This window comes from Streptomyces sp. NPDC002868, assembly GCF_055563295.1.
The window spans coordinates 293,294-313,011 of the sequence record NZ_JBVHDR010000002.1 but is presented as its reverse complement, the minus strand read 5'-3'; the positions used below and the strand labels follow the sequence as shown (position 1 = coordinate 313,011).

Below are 19,718 nucleotides of genomic sequence, written 5' to 3'. Positions count from 1 at the left end.
CATGAGCGACACCCCGGACAGCGCCGTCCGTACGTACATCGAGCAACACCGCGCCGCCTTCCTGGACGACCTCGCCGACTGGCTGCGCATCCCGTCCGTGTCGGCCCAGCCCGACCACACCGCGGACGTCCGGCGCAGTGCCGACTGGCTCGCGGCCAAGCTCAAGGAGACCGGCTTCCCGGTCACCGAGGTCTGGCCCACCCCCGGTGCCCCCGCGGTCTTCGCCGAGTGGCCTTCCGGCGACCCGGATGCGCCCACCGTCCTGGTCTACGGCCACCATGACGTCCAGCCCGCCACCCGTGAGGACGGCTGGCACACCGACCCCTTCGAGCCGCAGATCGTCGACGGCCGGATGTACGGGCGCGGCGCGGCGGACGACAAGGGGCAGGTCTTCTTCCACACCTTGGGCGTACGGGCCCACCTCGCCGCCACCGGACGCACCGCCCCCGCGGTCAATCTCAAGCTGCTGGTCGAGGGCGAGGAAGAGTCGGGATCGCCGAACTTCCGCGCCCTGGTCGAGGCCAACTCCACCCGCCTCGCCGCCGACACCGTGATCGTGTCCGACACCGGCATGTGGTCCGAGACGACCCCCACCGTCTGCACCGGCATGCGCGGCCTCGCCGACTGCGGGATCGAGCTGTACGGCCCCGACCAGGACATCCACTCCGGTTCGTTCGGCGGCGCGGTACCCAACCCGGCCACCGTCGCCGCCCGTCTCGTCGCGGCGCTGCACGACGCCGACGAGCACGTCACCATCCCCGGCTTCTACGACGGCATCGAGCCGCTCACGGACGCCGAGCGCGAGCTGTTCGCCGAGCTCCCCTTCGACGAGGCGTCCTGGCTGAACACCGCCAAGTCGCACGCCACGCTCGGCGAGGCCGGCTACTCCACGCTGGAGCGCATCTGGGCCCGCCCGACGGCCGAGCTCAACGGCATCGGCGGCGGCTACCAGGGCCCCGGCGGCAAGACGATCATCCCGTCGTCCGCCCAGCTGAAGCTCACGTTCCGTCTTGTCGCGGGCCAGGACCCGGAGAAGATCGAGCAGGCTGTCGGCGACTGGGTCGCGGCCCAGGTGCCGGCCGGTATCCGCCACGAGATCACCTTCGGCGCCTCGACCCGCCCCTGTCTGACGCCGCTGGACCACCCCGCCCTGCAGTCGGTCGTACGGGCGATGAGCCGCGCCTTCGACGGGCGGAAGATCCGCTTCACCCGCGAGGGCGGATCCGGTCCCGCCGCGGATCTTCAGGACGTGCTCGCGGCCCCCGTGCTTTTCCTGGGCATCTCCGTACCGTCCGACGGCTGGCACGCGCCCAACGAGAAGGTCGAACTGGACCTGCTCATCAAGGGTGTGGAGACCACTGCCCACCTGTGGGGCGACCTCGCCGCCGCCCTCCGCTAACTGCCATCCAATCCACCCGGGGGAGTTGGAAGTACCTGTGAGCACCACCAGCAACGGCACCACACACCGCCCGATCGATCTCACCGCGCCGATCGGTCTCACCGTGCCGAGCGGTATCGATCGCGAGGCGCACCACCGCCTCGACGAGGCCTGGCTGTCGGCGGCGTGGAGCCACCCGACGACCCGGGTCTTCGTGGTCTCGGGCGGCCAGGTGCTGGTCGACGACACCCCCGACGGGCGCACCGAACTGGTCATGACCCCGGCCTTCGAGGCCCCCCTCACCGAGACCCACCGCTACTTCCTCGGCACCGACGAAGACGGCGTGCGCTACTTCGCGCTGCAGAAGGACGCCCTGCCCGGCCGCATGGACCAGTCGGCCCGCCCCGCAGGCCTGCGCGAGGCCGGACTGCTGCTCTCCCCGCGCGACGCGGGACTCCTGGTGCACGCCGTCGCACTGGAGAACTGGCAGCGGCTGCACCGCTTCTGCTCACGCTGCGGCGAGCGCACGGTCATCGCGGCCGCGGGCCACATCCGCCGCTGCCAGGCATGCGGGGCCGAGCACTACCCCCGTACCGACCCCGCCGTGATCATGCTTGTCACCGACGAGGAGGACCGCGCGCTGCTGGGCCGCCAGGTGCACTGGCCGGAAGGGCGCTTCTCCACGCTGGCGGGCTTCGTCGAGCCGGGGGAGTCGATCGAGCAGTCGGTGCGTCGCGAGGTCTTCGAGGAGGCGGGCGTCACGGTCGGCGAGGTCGAGTACATCGCCAGCCAGCCCTGGCCCTTCCCGTCCAGCCTGATGCTCGGCTTCATGGCGCGGGCGACATCCTCCGAGATCGACGTCGACGGCGAAGAGATCCACGAGGCACGCTGGTTCTCCCGGGAAGACCTGCGGGCCGCATTCGAGTCCGGGGAGGTGCTGCCTCCCTACGGGATCTCGATTGCGGCCCGCCTGATCGAGCTCTGGTACGGCAAGCCGTTGCCGAAGCCCGGAGATGTGGCCTGAGCGGTCCCCCGCTCAGACGCCGATCTTCTGCTTGACCTGGGCCAGCGAGGGGTTGGTCAGCGTCGAACCGTCCGCGAAGAGCACGGTCGGGACGGTCTGGTTGCCCCCGTTGGCCTTCTCGACGAAGGCCGCGGAATGCGGGTCCTGCTCGATGTTGATCTCGTTGTACGTGATGCCTTCGCGGTCCATCTGGCTCTTCAGCCGACGGCAGTAGCCGCACCACGTGGTGCTGTACATCGTCACAGTCCCCTGCATGGTTTCTCGCGCTCCTCTGTCTCGTCCGTCTCGTTCGTCTCGGTCGTGCGAGTTCGCTCGTGCGCGCTCGATGCGTGCTCATGCGTGTTCGCACGGCGTAGAACGTACGTGATCTGGCCGCCATTCCCGCATTAGTACGACCGCCCCCGGCCCCCCTGTGGACAACTGCCGCACCCATCTCTGCCGACCTGGCAGCATGGCGGTGTGACAGCAGCAACGCACTCCTCTCTTTTCCCGCAGGTCCCCGAGTCGGCGGACGCGGTGCTCGACGGGCTCGACCCCGAGCAGCGCGAAGTGGCGACGGCCCTGCACGGTCCGGTGTGCGTGCTGGCAGGCGCCGGCACGGGCAAGACGCGCGCGATCACCCACCGCATCGCGTACGGAGTGCGCGCGGGCATACTCCAGCCCGCCAGTGTGCTGGCCGTCACCTTCACCAACCGCGCCGCGGGCGAGATGCGCGGCCGGCTGCGCCAGCTCGGCGCGGGCGGCGTCCAGGCGCGTACATTCCACTCAGCCGCGCTGCGCCAGCTCCAGTTCTTCTGGCCGAAGGCGGTCGGCGGCGATATGCCCCGCCTCCTCGAGCGCAAGATCCAGCTGGTCGCCGAGGCATCGGCCCGCTGCCGCATCCGGCTCGACCGCAATGAGCTGCGGGACGTCACGAGCGAGATCGAGTGGGCCAAGGTCACCCAGACCGTGCCCGCCGACTACCCGGCCGCGGTCGCCAAATCGCACCGCGACGCCCCGCGCGACCCGGCCGAGGTCAGCCAGATCTACGGGATGTACGAGCAGCTCAAGCGCGACCGCTCGGTGATCGACTTCGAGGATGTCCTGCTCCTCACGGTCGGCATCCTCCAGGACCGCCACGACATCGCCGACCAGATCCGCCGCCAGTACCAGCACTTCGTGGTGGACGAGTACCAGGACGTCAGCCCGCTCCAGCAGCGGATGCTCGACCTGTGGCTCGGCGACCGCGACAGCCTCTGCGTTGTCGGCGACGCCAGCCAGACGATCTACTCCTTCACCGGCGCCACCCCCGACCACCTGCTGAACTTCCGCACCCGCCACCCCAGTGCGACCGTCGTCAAGCTGGTCCGTGACTACCGCTCCACCCCCCAGGTGGTCCATCTCGCCAACGGCCTGCTGAGCCAGGCCCACGGCCGCGCCGCCGAGCACCGCCTCGAACTGATCTCGCAGCGCGCAGCCGGCCCCGACCCCGCCTACACCGAGTACGCGGACGAACCGGCCGAGGCCGAGGGCACCGCCCGTCGGATCCGCGACCTGATCGCCGCGGGCGTCCCGGCCGGCGAGATCGCCGTGCTCTACCGGATCAACGCCCAGTCGGAGGTCTACGAGCAGGCGCTCGCCGATGCAGGAGTCCCGTACCAACTGCGCGGCGCTGAGCGCTTCTTCGAACGCCAGGAAGTACGGGAGGCGGGCGTCGCCCTGCGCGGCGCGGCCCGCGCAGGTGGCAACGACTCCCTGCTCGACGACGCCGGGGACCTCCCGTCCCAGGTCCGGGCTGTGCTCTCCACCAAGGGCTGGACCACCGAGCCGCCCGCCGGATCGGGAGCGGTGCGCGACCGCTGGGAGTCTCTGGCCGCGCTGGTCCGCCTCGCCGAGGACTATGTACGGGTCAAGCCGGACGCGAGCCTCGGCGATCTGGTGGCCGAGCTGGACGAGCGCGCCGCGGCCCAGCACGCCCCCACCGTCCAGGGCGTCACCCTCGCCTCGCTCCACTCGGCGAAGGGCCTGGAGTGGGACGCCGTGTTCCTGGTCGGCCTCACCGAGGGCATGATGCCGATCACCTACGCCAAGACCGATGAGCAGGTCGAGGAGGAGCGCCGGCTGCTCTATGTCGGCGTCACGCGGGCCCGGCTCCATCTCTGCCTCTCCTGGGCGCTGTCCCGCTCACCCGGCGGCCGCGCCTCCCGCCGGCCCACCCGCTTCCTGAACGGGATGCGGCCGGGCTCCGTGGCACCCGGCGCACGCGGCGCGGGCGGTGCCGGTGGCATCGAGCGCGGCAGCGGCGGCCGCCGCAAGCGGCGAGGTCCTGTGCTGTGCCGGGTCTGCGGCAAGACGCTCACCGACGCGGGCGAGATGAAACTGATGCGCTGCGAGGACTGCCCCTCCGACATGGACGAGGCGCTGTACGAACGCCTGCGCGACTGGCGCGCGGACCAGGCGAAGGAGCTGGGCCAGCCCGCGTACTGCGTCTTCACCGACAAGACACTGATGGCGATCGCCGAGGCCGTGCCGGGCAGCGAGGGGGAGTTGGCTCAGATCTCCGGTGTCGGTGGACGCAAGCTCGAGCGTTTCGGAGCCGATGTGCTGACTATCTGTGCAGGTCAGGAGGTTGTGGGGGACGGCGAAGACGACTGATACAAACTCGTCGAAAAAATAGTTTGCGCCCGCCCCAGCAAGCCCCATAGGTTCTTAACCACGGGAACAGCGACTTCTCTGAAGCCCTGTCCTCGTGCTGTACTTATCCGAATACGCGTGACTGGCTCCGGCCGGTCCCTTAGACGCCGAGAGGAGGCGATTCCAGTGATCAGCATCAACACCAGCTTCATCAGCACCGCCAAAATGACCGATCGCTCGGTCGTCTCCGCCTGCTCGCTCGGCTTCTCCGCGGCGTTCAACGGCACCGGTGTGTCCGGCGTCTCTGCCGCGCTTCCGGTCTCCGGTCTGGGCGGACTGCCCGTCATGGAGCGCAATGAGCGACCGACCAAGGCACTGGAAGCAGCAGTAGCAGCGGCAAAGGCTCGGGCCTATGCCTTTGCGGCGGCCAGTGCCGGCACCAAGAAGCAGCAGACGCAGCACCACACGATGTGGGCCTTCCGTGGGCTCGAACCCTGGAGTGATCCAGCCTGATCCAGATCAGGCCGGCGCCTTCAGGGCCGCGGAACCCCACCCGGGATCCGCGGCCCTTCTGTTTTCCCCGAACGGGGCGGACAGAGCGAAGGGGCCTCGGGACAAGAAGCACCCGGTACCAAGCCGACACCCGGCCAACAGGCCGGACCGACCAGACGAGGAACGACACCACCGTGCAACTCGAAGCGCACGCCCCGTCCGTACCGCCTTCCGAGACGATCCCCCCGCCCGCCCTCACGGAGGACTCCACCTTGACTCCGCTCACTGCGCTCACCGCGCTCGACGACGCCATCGAGAACCTCGGCGTACCCGTCCCCTGCCGTTCCTATGACCCGGAGGTCTTCTTCGCCGAGTCGCCGGCCGATGTCGAGTACGCCAAGTCCCTCTGCCGTACCTGCCCGCTGATGGAGGCCTGCCTTGCGGGCGCCAAGGAGCGGCGTGAGCCGTGGGGCGTCTGGGGCGGAGAGCTCTTCATCCAGGGCGTGGTCGTCGCCCGCAAGCGGCCGCGTGGTCGCCCGCGCAAGAACCCGGTCGCGGCATGACCGCCCTCGGAACCATCGACCGACCCATCACGCACGATCCCCAGAAGCTGGCCCCAATGACCTCTTCCACGAGCGAGCCGTCCGGCTCCGCCACCCCAGACGTCACCACCATCGGCGCGAACGCCTCGCGTCAGAACAGGACCCGTGAGATGCAACTCATCCCAGAAGCCATGGCTCGTGCACATATGCACGAGCGCCTGCGGGAAGCCGACGCGGAACGCCAGGCCGTGCGCCTGGTCGCCGCCCGGCGGATGCAGCGCCGTGCCGAGCGCGTGTCGCTGCGTGCCCGCCGCGCACTGGCCATGGCCGTCATGCACTGACCGCAATCAAGGCACTGACAGCACACACTGACCCGGGGGCCGGTCCGAACGGACCGGCCCCCGCGGTGCGTTGTCCCTGCGACTGGTCCCCGACGGGGCTATCGTCACGACGTGGACCAGCAGCAGACTCCTCACCCTGCGCAGCCGGGTGCCGAGAGCATCGTGTGTTCCCACTGCGGCGCCGTCGCCGAGGGACCACCGCCCACCTGGACCTGCTCCGTGGAGAACGGCACCCGTCACTACTTCTGCGACGACTGCGCACGCGCCAACATCAGGGCAATCGAGGGCAGGCTCGACTCGGCCTGGTGGTGACCGCCTCCCGCTGACCGCCGCCGGCTGTTGTGGCGCTCGGCCCGTGGCGGCGAACACTCAGGCCTGCACCTCGACAGCCGTGACATCCTCCTCTTCCTCCAGCAGGAAACCGGGCATCCATGACTCGAGTTCGTCCCGCAGCCGCACCGTCGCGTTCAGCTGGCACAGCACGCCGATCGTGCTCAGCGTCACCCGGTGGATCAGCAGATACGAGGGCGGCAGATTGAGCTGCTTTCCCAGCTGATGGGCGGGGGAGCGGATATCCGCGATCCGGGCCGCCTGGGTGCGCATCCAGCTCCGGGTGAAGGTGAACTCCGCCGCCTCCGCCGGCTCGATGATCGGCACCAGATACTCGAGCACCGAGTCCGGGTCGAGCTCTATGGCCTCCTTGACGAAGCCTTCTTGGCGCAGCAGCTCGTAGACCCCTTCGGCCTCGCCCTCCAGCGTCATCCGCAGACATTCGCCGATGGTTGGCGGCAGTCCGCCGGGCAGTCGGTCCACCGTGCCGAAGTCCAGCACTCCGAGCCGCCAGCCTTCGCCGTCCTCCTCCGGGAGCAGCCGGAAGTTTCCCGGGTGTGGATCCGCGTGCAGCAGCCCCGTGCGGGCCGGGCCCGAGAAGAGGAAGCGGGCCAGCAGCTGGCCCGCCCGGTCCCGCTGCTCGTCCGTGCCGTCGGCGATCACCTCGGCCAGCGGGATCCCGTCGATCCACTCGGTCACCAGCACCTGGTCGCACTGGTGCACCACATCCGGCACCAGCACATCCGGATCGTCCGCGAACTCCGCCGCATGCTCCCGCTGTGCCTGTGCCTCCAGCTCATAGTCCAGCTCTTCCGACACCCTGTCACGGAGCTCGGCGATCAGCGGCTTGATGTCCATGCCCGGGATCAGCGGACCCAGCAGCCGGGCGAAGCGGCTGAGCTGCGTCAGATCGGACAGCAACGCCTCCCCCGCCCCCGGGTACTGCACCTTCACCGCGACCTCGCGCCCGTCGTGCCACACCGCCCGGTGTACCTGGCCGATGGAGGCGGCGGCCGACGGCTTGTCCTCGAAATTGAGGAACAGCTCGCGCCACTCCGCACCCAGCCGCTCCTCCAGGACCGTGTGGACCGTACGCGTCGGCATCGGGGGTGCCGCGTCCTGGAGCTTGGTGAGGGCCGCGCGGTAGGGCCCCGCGACCTCCTCGGGGAGCGCCGACTCGAAGACGGACATGGCCTGCCCGAACTTCATGGCACCGCCCTTGAGCTCGCCGAGCACCTTGAACAGCTGCTCCGCCGTGCGCTGTTGCAGTTCCCTGGCCACGATCTCCGCGGACTTCCCGCCGATCCGCTTGCCCAGACCCCAAGTGGCACGCCCGGCGAAGCCCAGTGGCAGTGCGGCCAACTTGGCGGTCCGGGTGACCGCCTTCCGGGGAAGATCAGACATGCGCCCCTCCAAATCCCAGACAGCCGTGCCGCGTGTGCCTGACGGCATTACTTCATTGACGGCGGTTACCCGGCCATTGTCTCGTGCAGCGGCCCGAACTCTGAGGTGTGCTCCCTCTCACTCTTCCCATACGCGCTGCAGACACAGTCGAGGTGCGGCGTGATGCTCTCCGACTGCCACTCCAGCAGCGGCAGTGACGCCTCCCATCGCGCTCCCGTACTCGCGGGCAGCTCCCCGTCGAGGAACGACAGCGCATGCGCCGCGGTCAACCCCGCCACAGCCGTGGCCAGGGCGACATCGCAGGCCGGCACCGCGCCTCGACGGCGGCCCGAGCGCCACTGCGCGAGCAGCCTGGGCCTGCCCGGGTCGCGGTCCGCCCGGCACAGCTCCAGACAGCCGGCGCAGGCCGTGCCCCCGGGCAGCACCAGCGGGCCCACCACTCCGGTCCCTTCCACAACTCCCGCGTACAGATGGGGTGTCCCGGTGGCGATCCAGCCCTCGGCTGCTGCCGGGTCGGGCGCATAGGCCGCCAGCCCGTCCCGCGGCGCCACCACGACCAGGGAAAGGCCAGGCTCGCCCGCGCCCGGCCCCGCCGATTCGGTCGCGCGCGGCGGGCGGTCGGGCGCGCACCGCCGCACCAGCTGCCGTGCCGCCGCGTCGCGCCGCTCACCGACCGCCTCCGGAGGCAGCCCGCCGGGCGCCACGTCCCACGGCTCCGTACACCCGCCGTCCAGCACCTCGACCCGGCCCACCCCGGAGGCGGACAGCGCCGCGGCGACCGTCGCGCCCACCCGGCCCGCGCCCCGGACCTGGACGCGCATCGCCCGCCGGGCCGTCAGGCGCGCTGTCCCGCCGCCCGGTTCCGGATGGACGACGGAGAGCGACGCCAGATCGGGGCGCAGCCGGTCGAGAGCGCCTGCCCGATTCCGTAACGCATCGGCCGCAGGACCGCCCGCCGTCGGATCGTCGAGCAGACCGGCCGACGTCAACCGCTTCACCAGAGCGTCCACTTGTCCGTCCGGCATCCCTATCGCCCGCGCCTCCTCGCGCAGCAGCGGCAGCCCCCTGGTCCCGTCCAGCAGCTCGAGCAGGGCGCCTGTCGCCGTGTCCACCGGGCCGACCATCACCGCATGCGCGGGAGTCACCCCGAACTGCACGGTCTGCCGCTCCCGCCATGCCCGCCTGAGGGCAGGCTTCACCATCGGATGCATATCCACTTCCCCCGTCCACTTCCTCCGTTGAAGTGTTGTCGGATCTCTCCGCCGATCTGTTGTCAGAATGCACGGTCGCGACGGTGGGTGTGAAAAGTTATCCACAGGCACCGGGTATTAGTCGTTCAAATGGTGCACGCCATGGAGTGGATCAAGCTCGAACCGTCCCGGAGGCGGGACTTCCTCCACTGACAGCGGGTAACGTCGGGGCGTGTCCGTCGACCCGTCCCCTCGCTTCGCTGGGGAGACCCCTCCCCCTCGCCTTGTCGGAGAGGGCCCACCGCACAGCGCCGGAAGTCAACAGCGCAGCGCGACAAACCGACCGCCCCGCGGATCGGCGACGAGTGCGGTCGAGGTCCGCAGGAGCGCCCGGCGCAGCAGAACGGTCTCGGCCTACCGGGAGGGCGACCGGACCATCGTGCTCATCCCCGCCCGGATGTCGGAGGCGGAGGAGCAGCGCTGGGTCAGCGTGATGCTCGACAAACTCGCCGCCCAGGAGAGCAAGCGCATCCTCGGCGACACCGAACTGGCCGAGCGCGCCGAGCGCTTGTCCGTCCAGTACTTCGACGGGCGCGCAAGACCGACATCCGTGAGATGGGTGACGAATCAGAACACTCGCTGGGGCTCGTGCACCCCGGCCGAGGGCAGTATCCGCCTCTCGCACCGCCTGCAGGGGATGCCCGAATACGTCGTTGACTATGTGCTCGTCCATGAGCTCGCCCATCTCCTCGTGCCGGGGCACGGGCCGCGGTTCTGGCGGCTCCTCGAGGCGTATCCCCGCACCGAGCGGGCGCGGGGCTATCTCGAGGGCGTCGTCGCCGCCGACCGGCTGCCGCATTTGCCCGCAGCGCGCGGAGAGTAACTGTCGACGGTCCTGTACCGAATGTGTACCGGCTTGGCTCAATGTCGCACTCAGCCGTTAGCCTGACGCGACGCATTCACATTTCGGGATGGGGGACGGTCGTTACGCATGGCCAGGGAATTCCAACGCGGCCACAAGGCCAAGATCAGTGATCTCACGCCGGGAACGGATCTGTACGTAGGTGTGCAGATCGCCGCTCCTGGGCTGACCTTCGACATCAGCTGTTTCGGACTCGACGCCAACGAGCAGCTCTCGGACGACCGGTACTTCATCTTCTTCAACCAGCCGAAGTCGCCCGAGGAGTCCGTTCAGCTGCTCGGCGCGCAGGCCGGTGACACCGAGTCCTTCCGCGTCACTCTCGACCGCATTCCGGCAAACATCCACAGGCTCTCGTTCACCGCGACGATCGACGGCGCGGGGCAGATGTCGAACGTCGGCCCCGGCTACATCCGCATCGTCGCGGGCGGCGAAGAGGTCGTCCGGTACGCCTTCAGCGGCTCGGAGTTCACCACCGAGCGCGCCGTGATGCTCGGCGACTTCTACCTGAAGGATGTGTGGCGCTTCACCGCCGTCGGCCAGGGCTTCGACGGCGGACTCGACGCGCTGCTCAAGAACTTCGGCGGCGAGGTCGCCGAGGAGCAGCCGGCCGCGCCGCAGTCGCAGGGCGCCGCGCCGTCGTTCGCACCGCCAGCGCAGGCCACCGCACCCCCGGCGTTCGGTGCACCGGCCGCACCGCAGGCGCCTCAAGTGCCGCAGCCCGCGCCCTCCTTCGGCGCACCGGCCGCCCAGGCCCCGGCACCGGCCTCCGCCCCTCAGCAGCCGAACCCGCAGATGCACGCCGCGCCCACCATCGCGGCTCCCATGACCCCGTACGGACAGCCGCCGCCTCAGCACGGCCAGGTGCCGGGCCAAGCCCCTGGTCAGATGCCTGGCCAGGTCCCTGGTCAGGTCCCGCCGGGTGCGCCTTCGCCGTACGGACAGCCGGCACCGTCCCCGTACGGACAGCAGCCTCCGGGCGTCCCACAGGGCGTTCCCCAGGGAGCCCCGTCGACCGGCGCCGGTCTCCAGGCCGCCCTGCAGCCCTACCGGGAGACCCCCACCGGCCAGCGCTGGACCCCGCAGAACCAGCAGCTCATGCGGGTCGACCTGACCATGGGCGGCACGCCCGTCCTCGCCCGCCAGGGCAGCATGGTGATGTACCAGGGCAAGGTCGACTTCGGCTACAAGGGCGCCGGTTTCGCCGGGCGCATCGTCGGCAATGCGACCGGCCAGGAGATGCAGCTGATGCGCTGCAGCGGCCGCGGCCAGGTCTTCCTCGCCGAGAACGGCGCGCATCTGCACTCCATCGAGCTGCAGGGTGACGGCATCTGCGTCTCCGCGGAGAACGTCCTCGCGTTCGACGAGTCCTTGCAGCACGAGGTCCGCAGGATCGAGGGCCACGGCATTCCGGGCGGCGCTCTGTTCACCATGCAGTTCCAGGGCACCGGCACGGTCGTCGTGAAGACCCACGGCGTCCCCGTGGTCCTCCCGGTCACGCCGACCACCTTCGCCGACTGCAATGCCGTCGTCGCCTGGTCGTCCGCGTCCCAGGTGATCCTCTCCAGCCAGGTCCGGCTGCGGCGCAACGCGTACCCGGGGCACAGCGGAGAGACCGTCAACCTCCAGTTCCGGGGCGCCCCCGGCAACTTCATCGTCGTCCAGCCGTACGAGGTCTGAGGGAGCCCGAAGAAATGAACCAGCAACTCGCGGGCTTCGCCCCGACCCCGATCGCGGCCCGGATGGAGAACCACGGCCGCACCATGCTCAAGGTCGCCATGGCCAGTGGCCAGGACCTGTACGCACGCACCGGCTCGATGGTCGCCTACGAAGGCTTCGTGCAGTACGAGCCCAACCCGCCCGCCGTCCGCCAGGTCGCCTCCCAGTGGGTGACCGGCGAAGGCGCGCCCATCATGAAGTGCTCCGGTGACGGACTGCTCTACCTCGCCGACTACGGCGCGGACGTGGTCGTCATCAACCTCAACAACGACTCGATCTCGGTCAACGGCACCAATGTGCTGGCCTTCGACGCGCACCTCCAGTGGGGTGTCGAGCGGGTCAAGGGGCTGGCCAAGCTGGCCGGCCAGGGCCTGTGGAACGTATCGATCGCGGGCACCGGCTGGGTGGCCCTCACCTCGCGCGGTACCCCGATCGTCGTCGACTGCGGCCGTGGCGAGGACGAGACATACGTCGACCCGGACGCCCTTGTCGCCTGGTCCCCGAACCTCAAGGTGAAGGGCAAGCGCAGCTTCAAGGCATCCTCGCTGGTCGGGCGGGGCAGCGGTGAGGCGTACCAGATGGCCTTCTCGGGCCAGGGCATCGTCGTCGTACAGCCGAGCGAGGACAGTACCGACCGCCTGCGGATCCGGAACTGAGGGGGAGCGAGAACACACCATGCAGAGTCCGCTTTTCAGCTACACGGAACAGCAGTCCCAGGACCGGTACGTCGTGCAGAATCCGCAGCTGCTGCGGGTCGCGCTGACGGGCCACGACGACGTCCTCGCCCGCAAGGGCGCCATGGTCGCGTACCAAGGGCTTGTCGACTTCGACGGCGAGTACCAGACGAACAATCAGCGGCGGGCCCGCGCCAACACCGGTGAGGGCCTGGACCTGATGCGCTGCTCCGGGCAGGGCACTGTCTACTTCGCCAACCTCGCCCAGTACATCCATGTGGTGGACGTCGACAATGAGGGCATGACGGTCGACAGCGCCTACGTCCTGGCGCTCGACTCCACGCTGCACACCGAGGTCATCGCGGTGGACAGCCAGTACGGAATCTCCGGCTCCGGGAAGTACCAGCTCAATATCTCCGGCCGGGGCAAGGTCGCGCTGATGACCTCGGGCCAGCCGCTGATGATGCAGGTCACGCCGGACAAGTACGTCAATGCCGACGCCGACGCGATTGTCGCCTGGTCCTCCGCACTGCGAGTCCAGATGCAGGCGCAGACGCATTCCTCCGGCGTACGGCGAAGGCGCGGCAACACCGGCGAGGGCTGGGAGTTGAGCTTCCTCGGCCAGGGTTTCGCCCTTGTGCAGCCCAGCGAGGTCATGCCGCCACAGGGCGCGGAGATCGGGCAGGGTCTGCGCGCGCAGTACGGCGTGGGCCAGCAAGGCGCCCACGCCCAGAACCAGAACAACGCCTGGAACTGACGAGCAAGGACGCGGGTAAGGGGCGGTCTCCATGGAGACCGCCCCTTACCCGCGCTCAGTCACAGTGCTGCGCGCGTACGCTCCAGCAGTCGTACGACCGACTCGTCGGCCACCTCCGCCACCTCGTCGTACGCGAACCAGCGCAGATCCAGCGACTCCTCGCTGATCTCCTCGACCGCCCCGGCCGGCGCCATCGCCGCGTACTGCACATCGAGATGCCAGTGGCAGGGCGCCGGAATCGCATGCCGGTCCAGCCGCACGGGACCGCCGGGCAGCAGCGTCAGCCCGCGGATCCCGGACTCCTCCGTGGCCTCGCGCATCGCGGCGTCCGCGAGCGTCGTGTCACCCGGCTCGCAGTGGCCGCCCATCTGCAGCCACATGCCGAGCTTTCTGTGCAGCGTCAGCAGCACCCGCCCGTGCTCCGGTTCGACGACCAGCGCGCTCGCCGTGACATGCCCGGTCTCGCAGGCCTTCCACATCCCGTCCGGGTGCGCTGCCAGGTGTTCCAGATAGAGCTGTCGCAGTTCCTGCTGATGCTCGTAGCTCTTCAGTACGAGAACGGCGTCGTCATACAGGCTCACTGGTCCTTGTCGCCCTTGTCGCCCTTGTCGCCCTTGTCGGCCTGGTCGGCCTGGTCGTCCTTGCCGAGGTCCGTGTCCTTGTCGAGCTTCGGCTTCCCGCCGCCCGCCGCCTCGCCGAGCATCTTGTCCAGCTCCGAGAAGTCGAGCTGCTCACGGTGGACAAAGCCGTCCGGGTCGTCCAGGTCGGTGGCCGTCGGCAGCATGTCCGGGTGCTCCCACAGGCCGTCGCGGCCGTCCACACCCCGCGCGTCGGTGAGCGAGGCCCACAGCCTTGAGGCGTCCCGCAGCCGGCGCGGACGCAGCTGAAGGCCGATGAGGGTCGCGAAGGTCTGCTCGGCGGGACCGCCGGAAGCGCGCCGCCTGCGCAGCATCTCGCGCAGGGCGTCCGCAGAGGTCAGCCGCCTCGACGCAGCTTCGTGCACCACCGCGTCCACCCAGCCCTCGACCAGCGCGAGCGCGGTCTCCAGACGGGCCAGCGACGCCTTCTGCTCCGTGGTGTCCTCCGGCTGGAACATGCCCTGCTGGAGGGCCTCCTGCAGCTGCTCGGGGTGTGAGGGGTCGAACTGGCCGACCACGTCCTCCAGCTTGGTCGTGTCGACCTTGATTCCGCGGGCGTACGCCTCGACCGCACCGAACAGATGCGACCGCAGCCACGGCACATGGGCGAAGAGCCGCTGGTGGGCGGCCTCGCGCAGGGCGAGATACAGCCGCACCTCCTCCTTCGGCACGCCGAGGTCCTTGCCGAACGTCTCGATGTTCAGCGGCAGCAGCGCGGCCTTGCCGACCGGGCCGAGCGGCAGACCGATGTCGGTCGAGCCGACCACCTCGCCCGCCAGCACCCCCACGGCCTGCCCGATCTGCTGGCCGAACATCGCGCCGCCCATGGAGCGCATCATGCCGATCAGCGGGCCCGCCATGGCCTGCATCTCCTCCGGCAGCACATCGCCCATGGCCAGGCCGACGCGCTCGGCGACCGGATCGACAAGCTGCTGCCACGCGGGCAGCGTCGCCTCGACCCACTCCGCGCGGCTCCACGCCACGGCGGTGTTCGCCCCGGAGGGCAGGGACGTGACGCTGTCCAGCCACAGATCGGCGAGGCGCACGGCCTCCTCGACCGCGGTCCGCTCGGCCGGGCCCACGCTCTGGTCCTTGGTGCCGTCCTGTGTGCCCTGCGAGACCGTCTGGCGCGCGATCTGCTTGGCCATGTCCCAGTTCACGGGACCGCCCTCGTAGCTCAGCATCTGGCCGAGCTGCTGGAACGCCGCGCCCAGGTCATTGGGGTTCAGGGAGCCGAACATCGCGGCGAACGGATTGTCCGCGCCTTCCCCGAAACCGAAAGGATTTGCCGGGGACGGCCCGCCGGAGCCCTGTCCACCTCCGGCGGGATCCTTCTTCTTGCCCTCGTCGCCGTTCTCCGGCTCCTCCGGCGGAAGGCCGAATCCGAATGGGGTGTCACTCACGGGGTTCCTCGGCTCGTAGGGCCGCCGGCTTCCTGCCGACGGCGAATGCCCGACAACACCACCCAGCGTAGACATCCGGGCCGCATATGGGCTCGGGTGCTCCGCCGACTCTTGGGCTGCGGCAGGATGGACGCCACCTGGTGCGCACGCGTCATTCGCGTTCGTACTGAAGACAACCGCTGGAGACGCCTGGTGAGTTCCCCAGATCCGCAGGTTCGCGCAGCGCGAAACCCCTCAACCCAGACCTCAGGTCGCGGGTCGGCCGGCCGTGGTCCCGTCGTCGCGGTCACCGGTGCCGCCTCGGGCGTCGGCGACCTGCTCACCCGGCGTCTCGCCGCGTCCGACGAGATCAAGCAGGTCATCGCCATCGACGAGCGCCGGGGCGAGGTTTTCGAGGCGCAGTGGCACATTCTCGATGTGCGTGATCCGGCCATCGCCGAGAAACTGCGCGGCGCGGACGTGGTGGTGCACCTGGCGCTCGACCTTGACCTGGAGACCGACTCCGCCGCCCGTACCGCGTACAACGTGCGCGGTACACAGACCGTGCTGACCGCCGCGGCGGCGGCCGGTGTCCACCGGGTCGTCCTGTGCACATCGGCGATGGTTTACGGCGCGCTGCCGGACAACGACATCCCTCTCTCGGAGGACGCGGAACTGCGCGCCACCGCCGAGGCCACGGGTGTCGGCGACCTGCTGGAGATCGAACGCCTGAGCCGCCGCGCGCCCCGCGCCCACCCCGGGCTCAACGTCACGGTGGTAAGGCCCGCCGTCCTGGTGGGCGGTACTGACACCGCGCTGACCCGCTACTTCGAGTCGCCGCGGCTCCTCGTGGTCGCCGGATCCCGTCCCACCTGGCAGTTCTGCCATGTCGAGGACCTGGTGAGCGCGCTGGAATATGCCGCGCTGGAGAAGGTGGACGGCGAGCTGGCGGTCGGCTGCGACGGCTGGCTGGAGCAGGAGGAGGTCGAGGAGCTCAGCGGCATCCGCCGGATGGAGCTGCCCTCGGCGGTCGCCCTGGGCGCGGCGGCCCGGCTGCACCGGATCGGCCTCACCCCGTCCCCGGCCGGGGACCTGGCGTACACCATGCACCCCTGGGTGGTCAGTGTGAGCCGCCTCCACGACGCGGGATGGCGTCCCCAGTGGACGAACGAGGAGGTCCTCGCCGCGCTGCTGGAGGAGGTGGAGGGCCGCCACACGGTCGCCGGCCGTCGCCTCGGCCGCAAGGACGCGACCGCAGCGGGTGCCGCGGGAGCGACGGTCGCGCTGCTCGGTACGGCCGCACTGGTGCGGCGCGCGCGCAAGGCGCGGCGACGTCTGTAGGAGGCTCCAAGGAGGCGTGTTCCCGGCCGGTCGAATGGGCTATTCCGCGATGTCAGTGGCGTACGGCACGATGGACGGCATGGCAAGCAGGTACGACCACCCCGGCGAGCAAGCGGCGAACGAGCCCATCCGCCTGCTCGCGATCCGTGACACCCCGCTCTCCGTCGACGAGGTCTTCGCTGCCGTCGGCGACGACGCGGCGGGCGGCACCGCGCTCTTCGTCGGCACCGTGCGTAATCACGACGGCGGCGCCGATGTCGACACGCTGGGGTATTCCTGCCACCCCACAGCCGAGGCGGAGATGCGCCGTATCGCCGAGAAGGTCACGGCGGAATTCCCCGTTCGGGCGCTCGCCGCCGTCCACCGTGTGGGTGACTTGGCAGTCGGCGATCTGGCGGTCGTCGTCGCCGTGTCGTGCCCCCACCGCGGGGAGGCCTTCGAGGCGTGCCGGAAGCTGATCGACGACCTCAAGCACGAGGTGCCCATCTGGAAGCACCAGAAATTCTCCGACGGCACGGAGGAGTGGGTCGGCGCCTGCTGAGGGGGTGGGCTGATCGGAGCATGTTGAAACCCGGTCGGCTCCCATGCGCCCCGATTTGCGTAACCGCCCCCCTGGCCTGAGCGTTGAACCGGCAGATGACTAGTCTGCTGATCATCCGGTTTCGTTCGCTCACAGGGTAGGGAGGTCGCGATGGCAGCACTCGCCTGGTTGCTGATTCCGCTTTTCGCTGCCGTCGGGGCTGCGATATGGGGAGGCTGGGCTTCACGGAACCGGACGACCGGGGATGTCGCCGAGCTTGCCGGTTATGCGCGGTTCCGCGATGCGATGGAGAAAACCGACTCCGGTACTGACGCCGCTTGACCCGGGTGTGACCCCGCCGCCGAACGTACGCAGTTGCCAAGTCGCCCCGTACGCAGCGGCCCCGACGGTGGTCTGACAGACCCGTCCCGTACTGTCGTTCCATGCCACGCCGCACCGCGACGATGCTCGCCTCCACCCTGACTTTCATTGCGCTTCTCTGCGCAGGGGTGTTCATCACCGTGCCGTACTCGGAGATGTCGCCCGGACCGACGGTCAACACGCTCGGCGCGGCTGGTGGCGAGCCCGTCCTGCAGATCTCCGGCCGCAAGACATACCCGACGACCGGCCATCTCAATATGACGACGGTCAGGGTCACCGGCGCGGACTACAAGATGAACCTCGTCGAGGCGGTGTACGGCTGGCTGGCCCACGACAACGTGGTGGTGCCGCACGACACGCTCTACCCGGACGGGAAGACCGAGGAGCAGTCGACTCAGGAGAACGCCGAGGAGTTCAGCCAGTCGCAGGAGAGCGCCAAGGTCGCCGCGCTGAGGCAGCTGAAGATCCCGGTGAAGTCGCGGGTCGTGGTCTCCACGGTCCTCAAGGACTCGCCCTCGGAGAACCGGCTGCACGCGGGCGACGTCATCCGCGCCGTCGACGGTACGGCGGTGAAGGAGCCCGGCGACGTGGCCAAGCTGGTCGTGAAGCACAAGCCCGGCGAGGACGTGGTCTTCACGATCGTCCCCGCGAAGGAGGCGGCCGCGGCGGAGAAGGTGGGCAAGGAGCCCAAGGGCACCGAGAAGATCACCGTCACCACGGTGAAGGCGGACAAGGGCGACCGGGCGATCGTCGGCATCCATGCCGGGACCGACCACACGTTCCCGTTCGGCATCGACATCAACCTGGCGGATGTGGGGGGTCCCAGCGCGGGCCTGATGTTCGCTCTCGGGATCGTCGACAAGCTGACGCCGGGGGACCTCACGGGCGGGAGGTTTGTGGCGGGCACCGGCACGATCGACGACCAGGGGAAGGTCGGTCCGATCGGCGGGATCGAGATGAAGCTGGTCGGGGCGCGCAACGCGGGCGCGAAGTATTTCCTGACGCCGAGTGAGAACTGCGCGACGGCGGCGTCGGACATTCCCGACGGGCTGACGCTGGTGAAGGTGAACACGATCGACGACGCGGCGAAGTCGCTGGAGAAGATCAAGTCGGGGGACACGGCGGGCCTGGTGGGCTGCTCGGCGAGCTGACGCCGGGGTCTTGGCGGGCCTCCGCGGCGGACGCCGCCCTGCGGAGCTCCTCCGCCCCGCGAGACACCTGTCGGCCGCCCCGCGCCCCGCGCCTGCTGGGCCGCCCGCGCCGCTGCCCGTGGCTCGGCGCCGAGCGCGCCCCGCGCCCGGCGGCTGCACCGCGTCGGCCTCGGCCGCACCGCCCCGCACACGGCAAACCGCCGTACCCGGTCCCTCCCGACCCGGTACGGCGGTTTCTTCGTGCCGTCAGGACTGGCTACGCCTCGAACGTCGCCGCAAGCGCCTCCGCGAGGCCCGGGACCAGGGCCGAGCCCGTCAGGACCTCCTTCGGGGAGTCCTTCTCGCGCAGGCGCAGCGCCGACTCGCGGGCGCCGTCGCGGAGGACCGCCACCGTCATCCGGACCTCCTGGCGGTCCGGATGGGCCGCGACCCACTTGGTCAGGGCCTTGTCGTCGAGACCGTCCGGGACGGAGGCCTCCGCCGACGGCGGGAGCATCTGGCGCTCCACCGTGAGCGCGCAGCCGGCCACGGCGTCCGGCCAGGCGATGGTGGCCAGGAACTCGTCCAGCGGGGTGCCGGCCGGGATCTCGTCCTGCTCGATCGGGGTCAGCGGCGCGGCCGCCTCATCGCCGTCGAGGCCGAGCTGGGCCGCGAGCTCCGGCTCCTGGGAGCGCAGTTGCGCGGTGTCGACGAGCGCGAAGAGCCTGGCCGGCTGGTCCCAGCCGAGCCCGGATGCGTACTCGTCGATCTCAAGCACTGCGCGGGTCAGCGGGCTCGCGGCGATCGGGCCCGACGCCGGAGGCGGCTGATCGGATGGGGTGGAAGGGGAAACGTTGGACATGCCTAATATCCTGCCTCCTTCCGACCCCAAGACGGGAACTAGGTAAAGCCTCAGTAAGTTGCAGTAGTGGGCTCTACGATC

21 protein-coding genes are annotated in these 19,718 nt (G+C 69.8%); 15 read left to right on the top strand and 6 right to left on the bottom strand.

Translation table 11 applies throughout. The annotated features are described in order from the left end of the window. Nucleotide 1: 1 nt before the first annotated feature. Both ACZ3H8_RS07305 and nudC read left to right on the top strand, forming a co-directional pair. Nucleotides 2-1,399 carry a dipeptidase gene (locus ACZ3H8_RS07305; RefSeq protein WP_467398566.1) on the top strand — a complete coding sequence of 466 codons (1,398 nt, stop codon included), beginning with the start codon at nucleotides 2-4 and terminating at the stop codon, nucleotides 1,397-1,399. Nucleotides 1,400-1,436: 37 nt separating this feature from the next. After that, the gene (gene nudC / locus ACZ3H8_RS07300; RefSeq protein WP_467398563.1) at nucleotides 1,437-2,402 is read left to right on the top strand and encodes an NAD(+) diphosphatase; all 966 of its coding nucleotides are present in this window, start codon (nucleotides 1,437-1,439) and stop codon (nucleotides 2,400-2,402) included. 12 nt (nucleotides 2,403-2,414) lie between these two features. On the opposite strand, the gene ACZ3H8_RS07295 is transcribed toward nudC, so the two are convergent. Beyond that, nucleotides 2,415-2,657, bottom strand: coding sequence for a mycoredoxin (locus ACZ3H8_RS07295; RefSeq protein ID WP_307661262.1), 243 nt, complete (start codon nucleotides 2,655-2,657; stop codon nucleotides 2,415-2,417). A gap of 204 nt (nucleotides 2,658-2,861) precedes the next feature. On the opposite strand from ACZ3H8_RS07295, the gene ACZ3H8_RS07290 reads away from it, so the two are divergent. The 5 genes from ACZ3H8_RS07290 to ACZ3H8_RS07270 all read left to right on the top strand — a co-directional run bounded on the left by ACZ3H8_RS07290 (nucleotide 2,862) and on the right by ACZ3H8_RS07270 (nucleotide 6,702). Continuing rightward, nucleotides 2,862-5,036, top strand: a complete 2,175-nt coding sequence (locus ACZ3H8_RS07290) for an ATP-dependent DNA helicase UvrD2 (protein WP_467398561.1) — start codon at nucleotides 2,862-2,864, stop codon at nucleotides 5,034-5,036. Nucleotides 5,037-5,201: 165 nt separating this feature from the next. Beyond that, on the top strand, nucleotides 5,202-5,528 hold the full coding sequence (locus ACZ3H8_RS07285) for a hypothetical protein (protein ID WP_467398558.1): 327 nt from the start codon (nucleotides 5,202-5,204) through the stop codon (nucleotides 5,526-5,528). 173 nt (nucleotides 5,529-5,701) lie between these two features. After that, on the top strand, nucleotides 5,702-6,070 hold the full coding sequence (locus ACZ3H8_RS07280; protein ID WP_356221594.1) for a WhiB family transcriptional regulator: 369 nt from the start codon (nucleotides 5,702-5,704) through the stop codon (nucleotides 6,068-6,070). Continuing rightward, the gene (locus ACZ3H8_RS07275; protein WP_467398554.1) at nucleotides 6,067-6,390 is read left to right on the top strand and encodes a hypothetical protein; all 324 of its coding nucleotides are present in this window, start codon (nucleotides 6,067-6,069) and stop codon (nucleotides 6,388-6,390) included. Before ACZ3H8_RS07280 ends, ACZ3H8_RS07275 begins: the two co-directional genes overlap by 4 nt. 111 nt (nucleotides 6,391-6,501) lie before the next feature. Continuing rightward, nucleotides 6,502-6,702 carry a hypothetical protein gene (locus tag ACZ3H8_RS07270; protein ID WP_307661257.1) on the top strand — a complete coding sequence of 67 codons (201 nt, stop codon included), beginning with the start codon at nucleotides 6,502-6,504 and terminating at the stop codon, nucleotides 6,700-6,702. A gap of 57 nt (nucleotides 6,703-6,759) precedes the next feature. On the opposite strand, the gene ACZ3H8_RS07265 is transcribed toward ACZ3H8_RS07270, so the two are convergent. Next, entirely contained in the window at nucleotides 6,760-8,124 is a 1,365-nt protein-coding gene (locus ACZ3H8_RS07265; RefSeq protein ID WP_467398551.1) for an ABC1 kinase family protein, read from the bottom strand. Nucleotides 8,125-8,189: 65 nt separating this feature from the next. Further along, nucleotides 8,190-9,335 carry a ThiF family adenylyltransferase gene (locus ACZ3H8_RS07260; RefSeq protein ID WP_467398549.1) on the bottom strand — a complete coding sequence of 382 codons (1,146 nt, stop codon included), beginning with the start codon at nucleotides 9,333-9,335 and terminating at the stop codon, nucleotides 8,190-8,192. Nucleotides 9,336-9,546: 211 nt separating this feature from the next. Here ACZ3H8_RS07260 and ACZ3H8_RS07255 point away from each other — a divergent pair, with 211 nt between their 5' ends. From ACZ3H8_RS07255 to ACZ3H8_RS07240, 4 genes are all read left to right on the top strand, one after another. After that, on the top strand, nucleotides 9,547-10,197 hold the full coding sequence (locus ACZ3H8_RS07255) for a M48 metallopeptidase family protein (RefSeq protein ID WP_467398546.1): 651 nt from the start codon (nucleotides 9,547-9,549) through the stop codon (nucleotides 10,195-10,197). Nucleotides 10,198-10,305: 108 nt separating this feature from the next. Then, the gene (locus ACZ3H8_RS07250) at nucleotides 10,306-11,913 is read left to right on the top strand and encodes a TerD family protein (protein WP_467398544.1); all 1,608 of its coding nucleotides are present in this window, start codon (nucleotides 10,306-10,308) and stop codon (nucleotides 11,911-11,913) included. Nucleotides 11,914-11,927: 14 nt separating this feature from the next. After that, a complete protein-coding gene (locus ACZ3H8_RS07245) occupies nucleotides 11,928-12,608 on the top strand; it encodes an AIM24 family protein (RefSeq protein WP_398983855.1) in 681 nt (226 codons plus the stop codon). A gap of 19 nt (nucleotides 12,609-12,627) precedes the next feature. Further along, on the top strand, nucleotides 12,628-13,383 hold the full coding sequence (locus tag ACZ3H8_RS07240) for an AIM24 family protein (RefSeq protein ID WP_467398540.1): 756 nt from the start codon (nucleotides 12,628-12,630) through the stop codon (nucleotides 13,381-13,383). A 59-nt stretch (nucleotides 13,384-13,442) separates the two neighbouring features. On the opposite strand, the gene ACZ3H8_RS07235 is transcribed toward ACZ3H8_RS07240, so the two are convergent. Both ACZ3H8_RS07235 and ACZ3H8_RS07230 read right to left on the bottom strand, forming a co-directional pair. Further along, complete coding sequence (locus ACZ3H8_RS07235; RefSeq protein WP_467398538.1) at nucleotides 13,443-13,964, bottom strand: NUDIX hydrolase; 522 nt, start codon at nucleotides 13,962-13,964, stop codon at nucleotides 13,443-13,445. Then, nucleotides 13,961-15,424, bottom strand: coding sequence for a zinc-dependent metalloprotease (locus ACZ3H8_RS07230; RefSeq protein ID WP_467398536.1), 1,464 nt, complete (start codon nucleotides 15,422-15,424; stop codon nucleotides 13,961-13,963). Before ACZ3H8_RS07230 ends, ACZ3H8_RS07235 begins: the two co-directional genes overlap by 4 nt. Nucleotides 15,425-15,616: 192 nt before the next feature. Between ACZ3H8_RS07230 and ACZ3H8_RS07225 the strand changes: the two genes are divergently transcribed. The 4 genes from ACZ3H8_RS07225 to ACZ3H8_RS07210 all read left to right on the top strand — a co-directional run bounded on the left by ACZ3H8_RS07225 (nucleotide 15,617) and on the right by ACZ3H8_RS07210 (nucleotide 18,796). Continuing rightward, nucleotides 15,617-16,744, top strand: a complete 1,128-nt coding sequence (locus ACZ3H8_RS07225) for an SDR family oxidoreductase (protein ID WP_398983863.1) — start codon at nucleotides 15,617-15,619, stop codon at nucleotides 16,742-16,744. Nucleotides 16,745-16,823: 79 nt separating this feature from the next. Then, the gene (locus ACZ3H8_RS07220; RefSeq protein WP_467398533.1) at nucleotides 16,824-17,285 is read left to right on the top strand and encodes a molybdenum cofactor biosynthesis protein MoaE; all 462 of its coding nucleotides are present in this window, start codon (nucleotides 16,824-16,826) and stop codon (nucleotides 17,283-17,285) included. Nucleotides 17,286-17,435: 150 nt separating this feature from the next. After that, complete coding sequence (locus ACZ3H8_RS07215; protein WP_307661246.1) at nucleotides 17,436-17,606, top strand: hypothetical protein; 171 nt, start codon at nucleotides 17,436-17,438, stop codon at nucleotides 17,604-17,606. 101 nt (nucleotides 17,607-17,707) lie between these two features. Beyond that, complete coding sequence (locus ACZ3H8_RS07210; RefSeq protein WP_467398529.1) at nucleotides 17,708-18,796, top strand: YlbL family protein; 1,089 nt, start codon at nucleotides 17,708-17,710, stop codon at nucleotides 18,794-18,796. Between the two features lie 256 nt (nucleotides 18,797-19,052). Here ACZ3H8_RS07210 and ACZ3H8_RS07205 read toward each other — a convergent pair whose 3' ends face one another. Further along, a complete protein-coding gene (locus ACZ3H8_RS07205) occupies nucleotides 19,053-19,637 on the bottom strand; it encodes a PPA1309 family protein (RefSeq protein WP_398983871.1) in 585 nt (194 codons plus the stop codon). Nucleotides 19,638-19,718 lie beyond the last annotated feature (81 nt).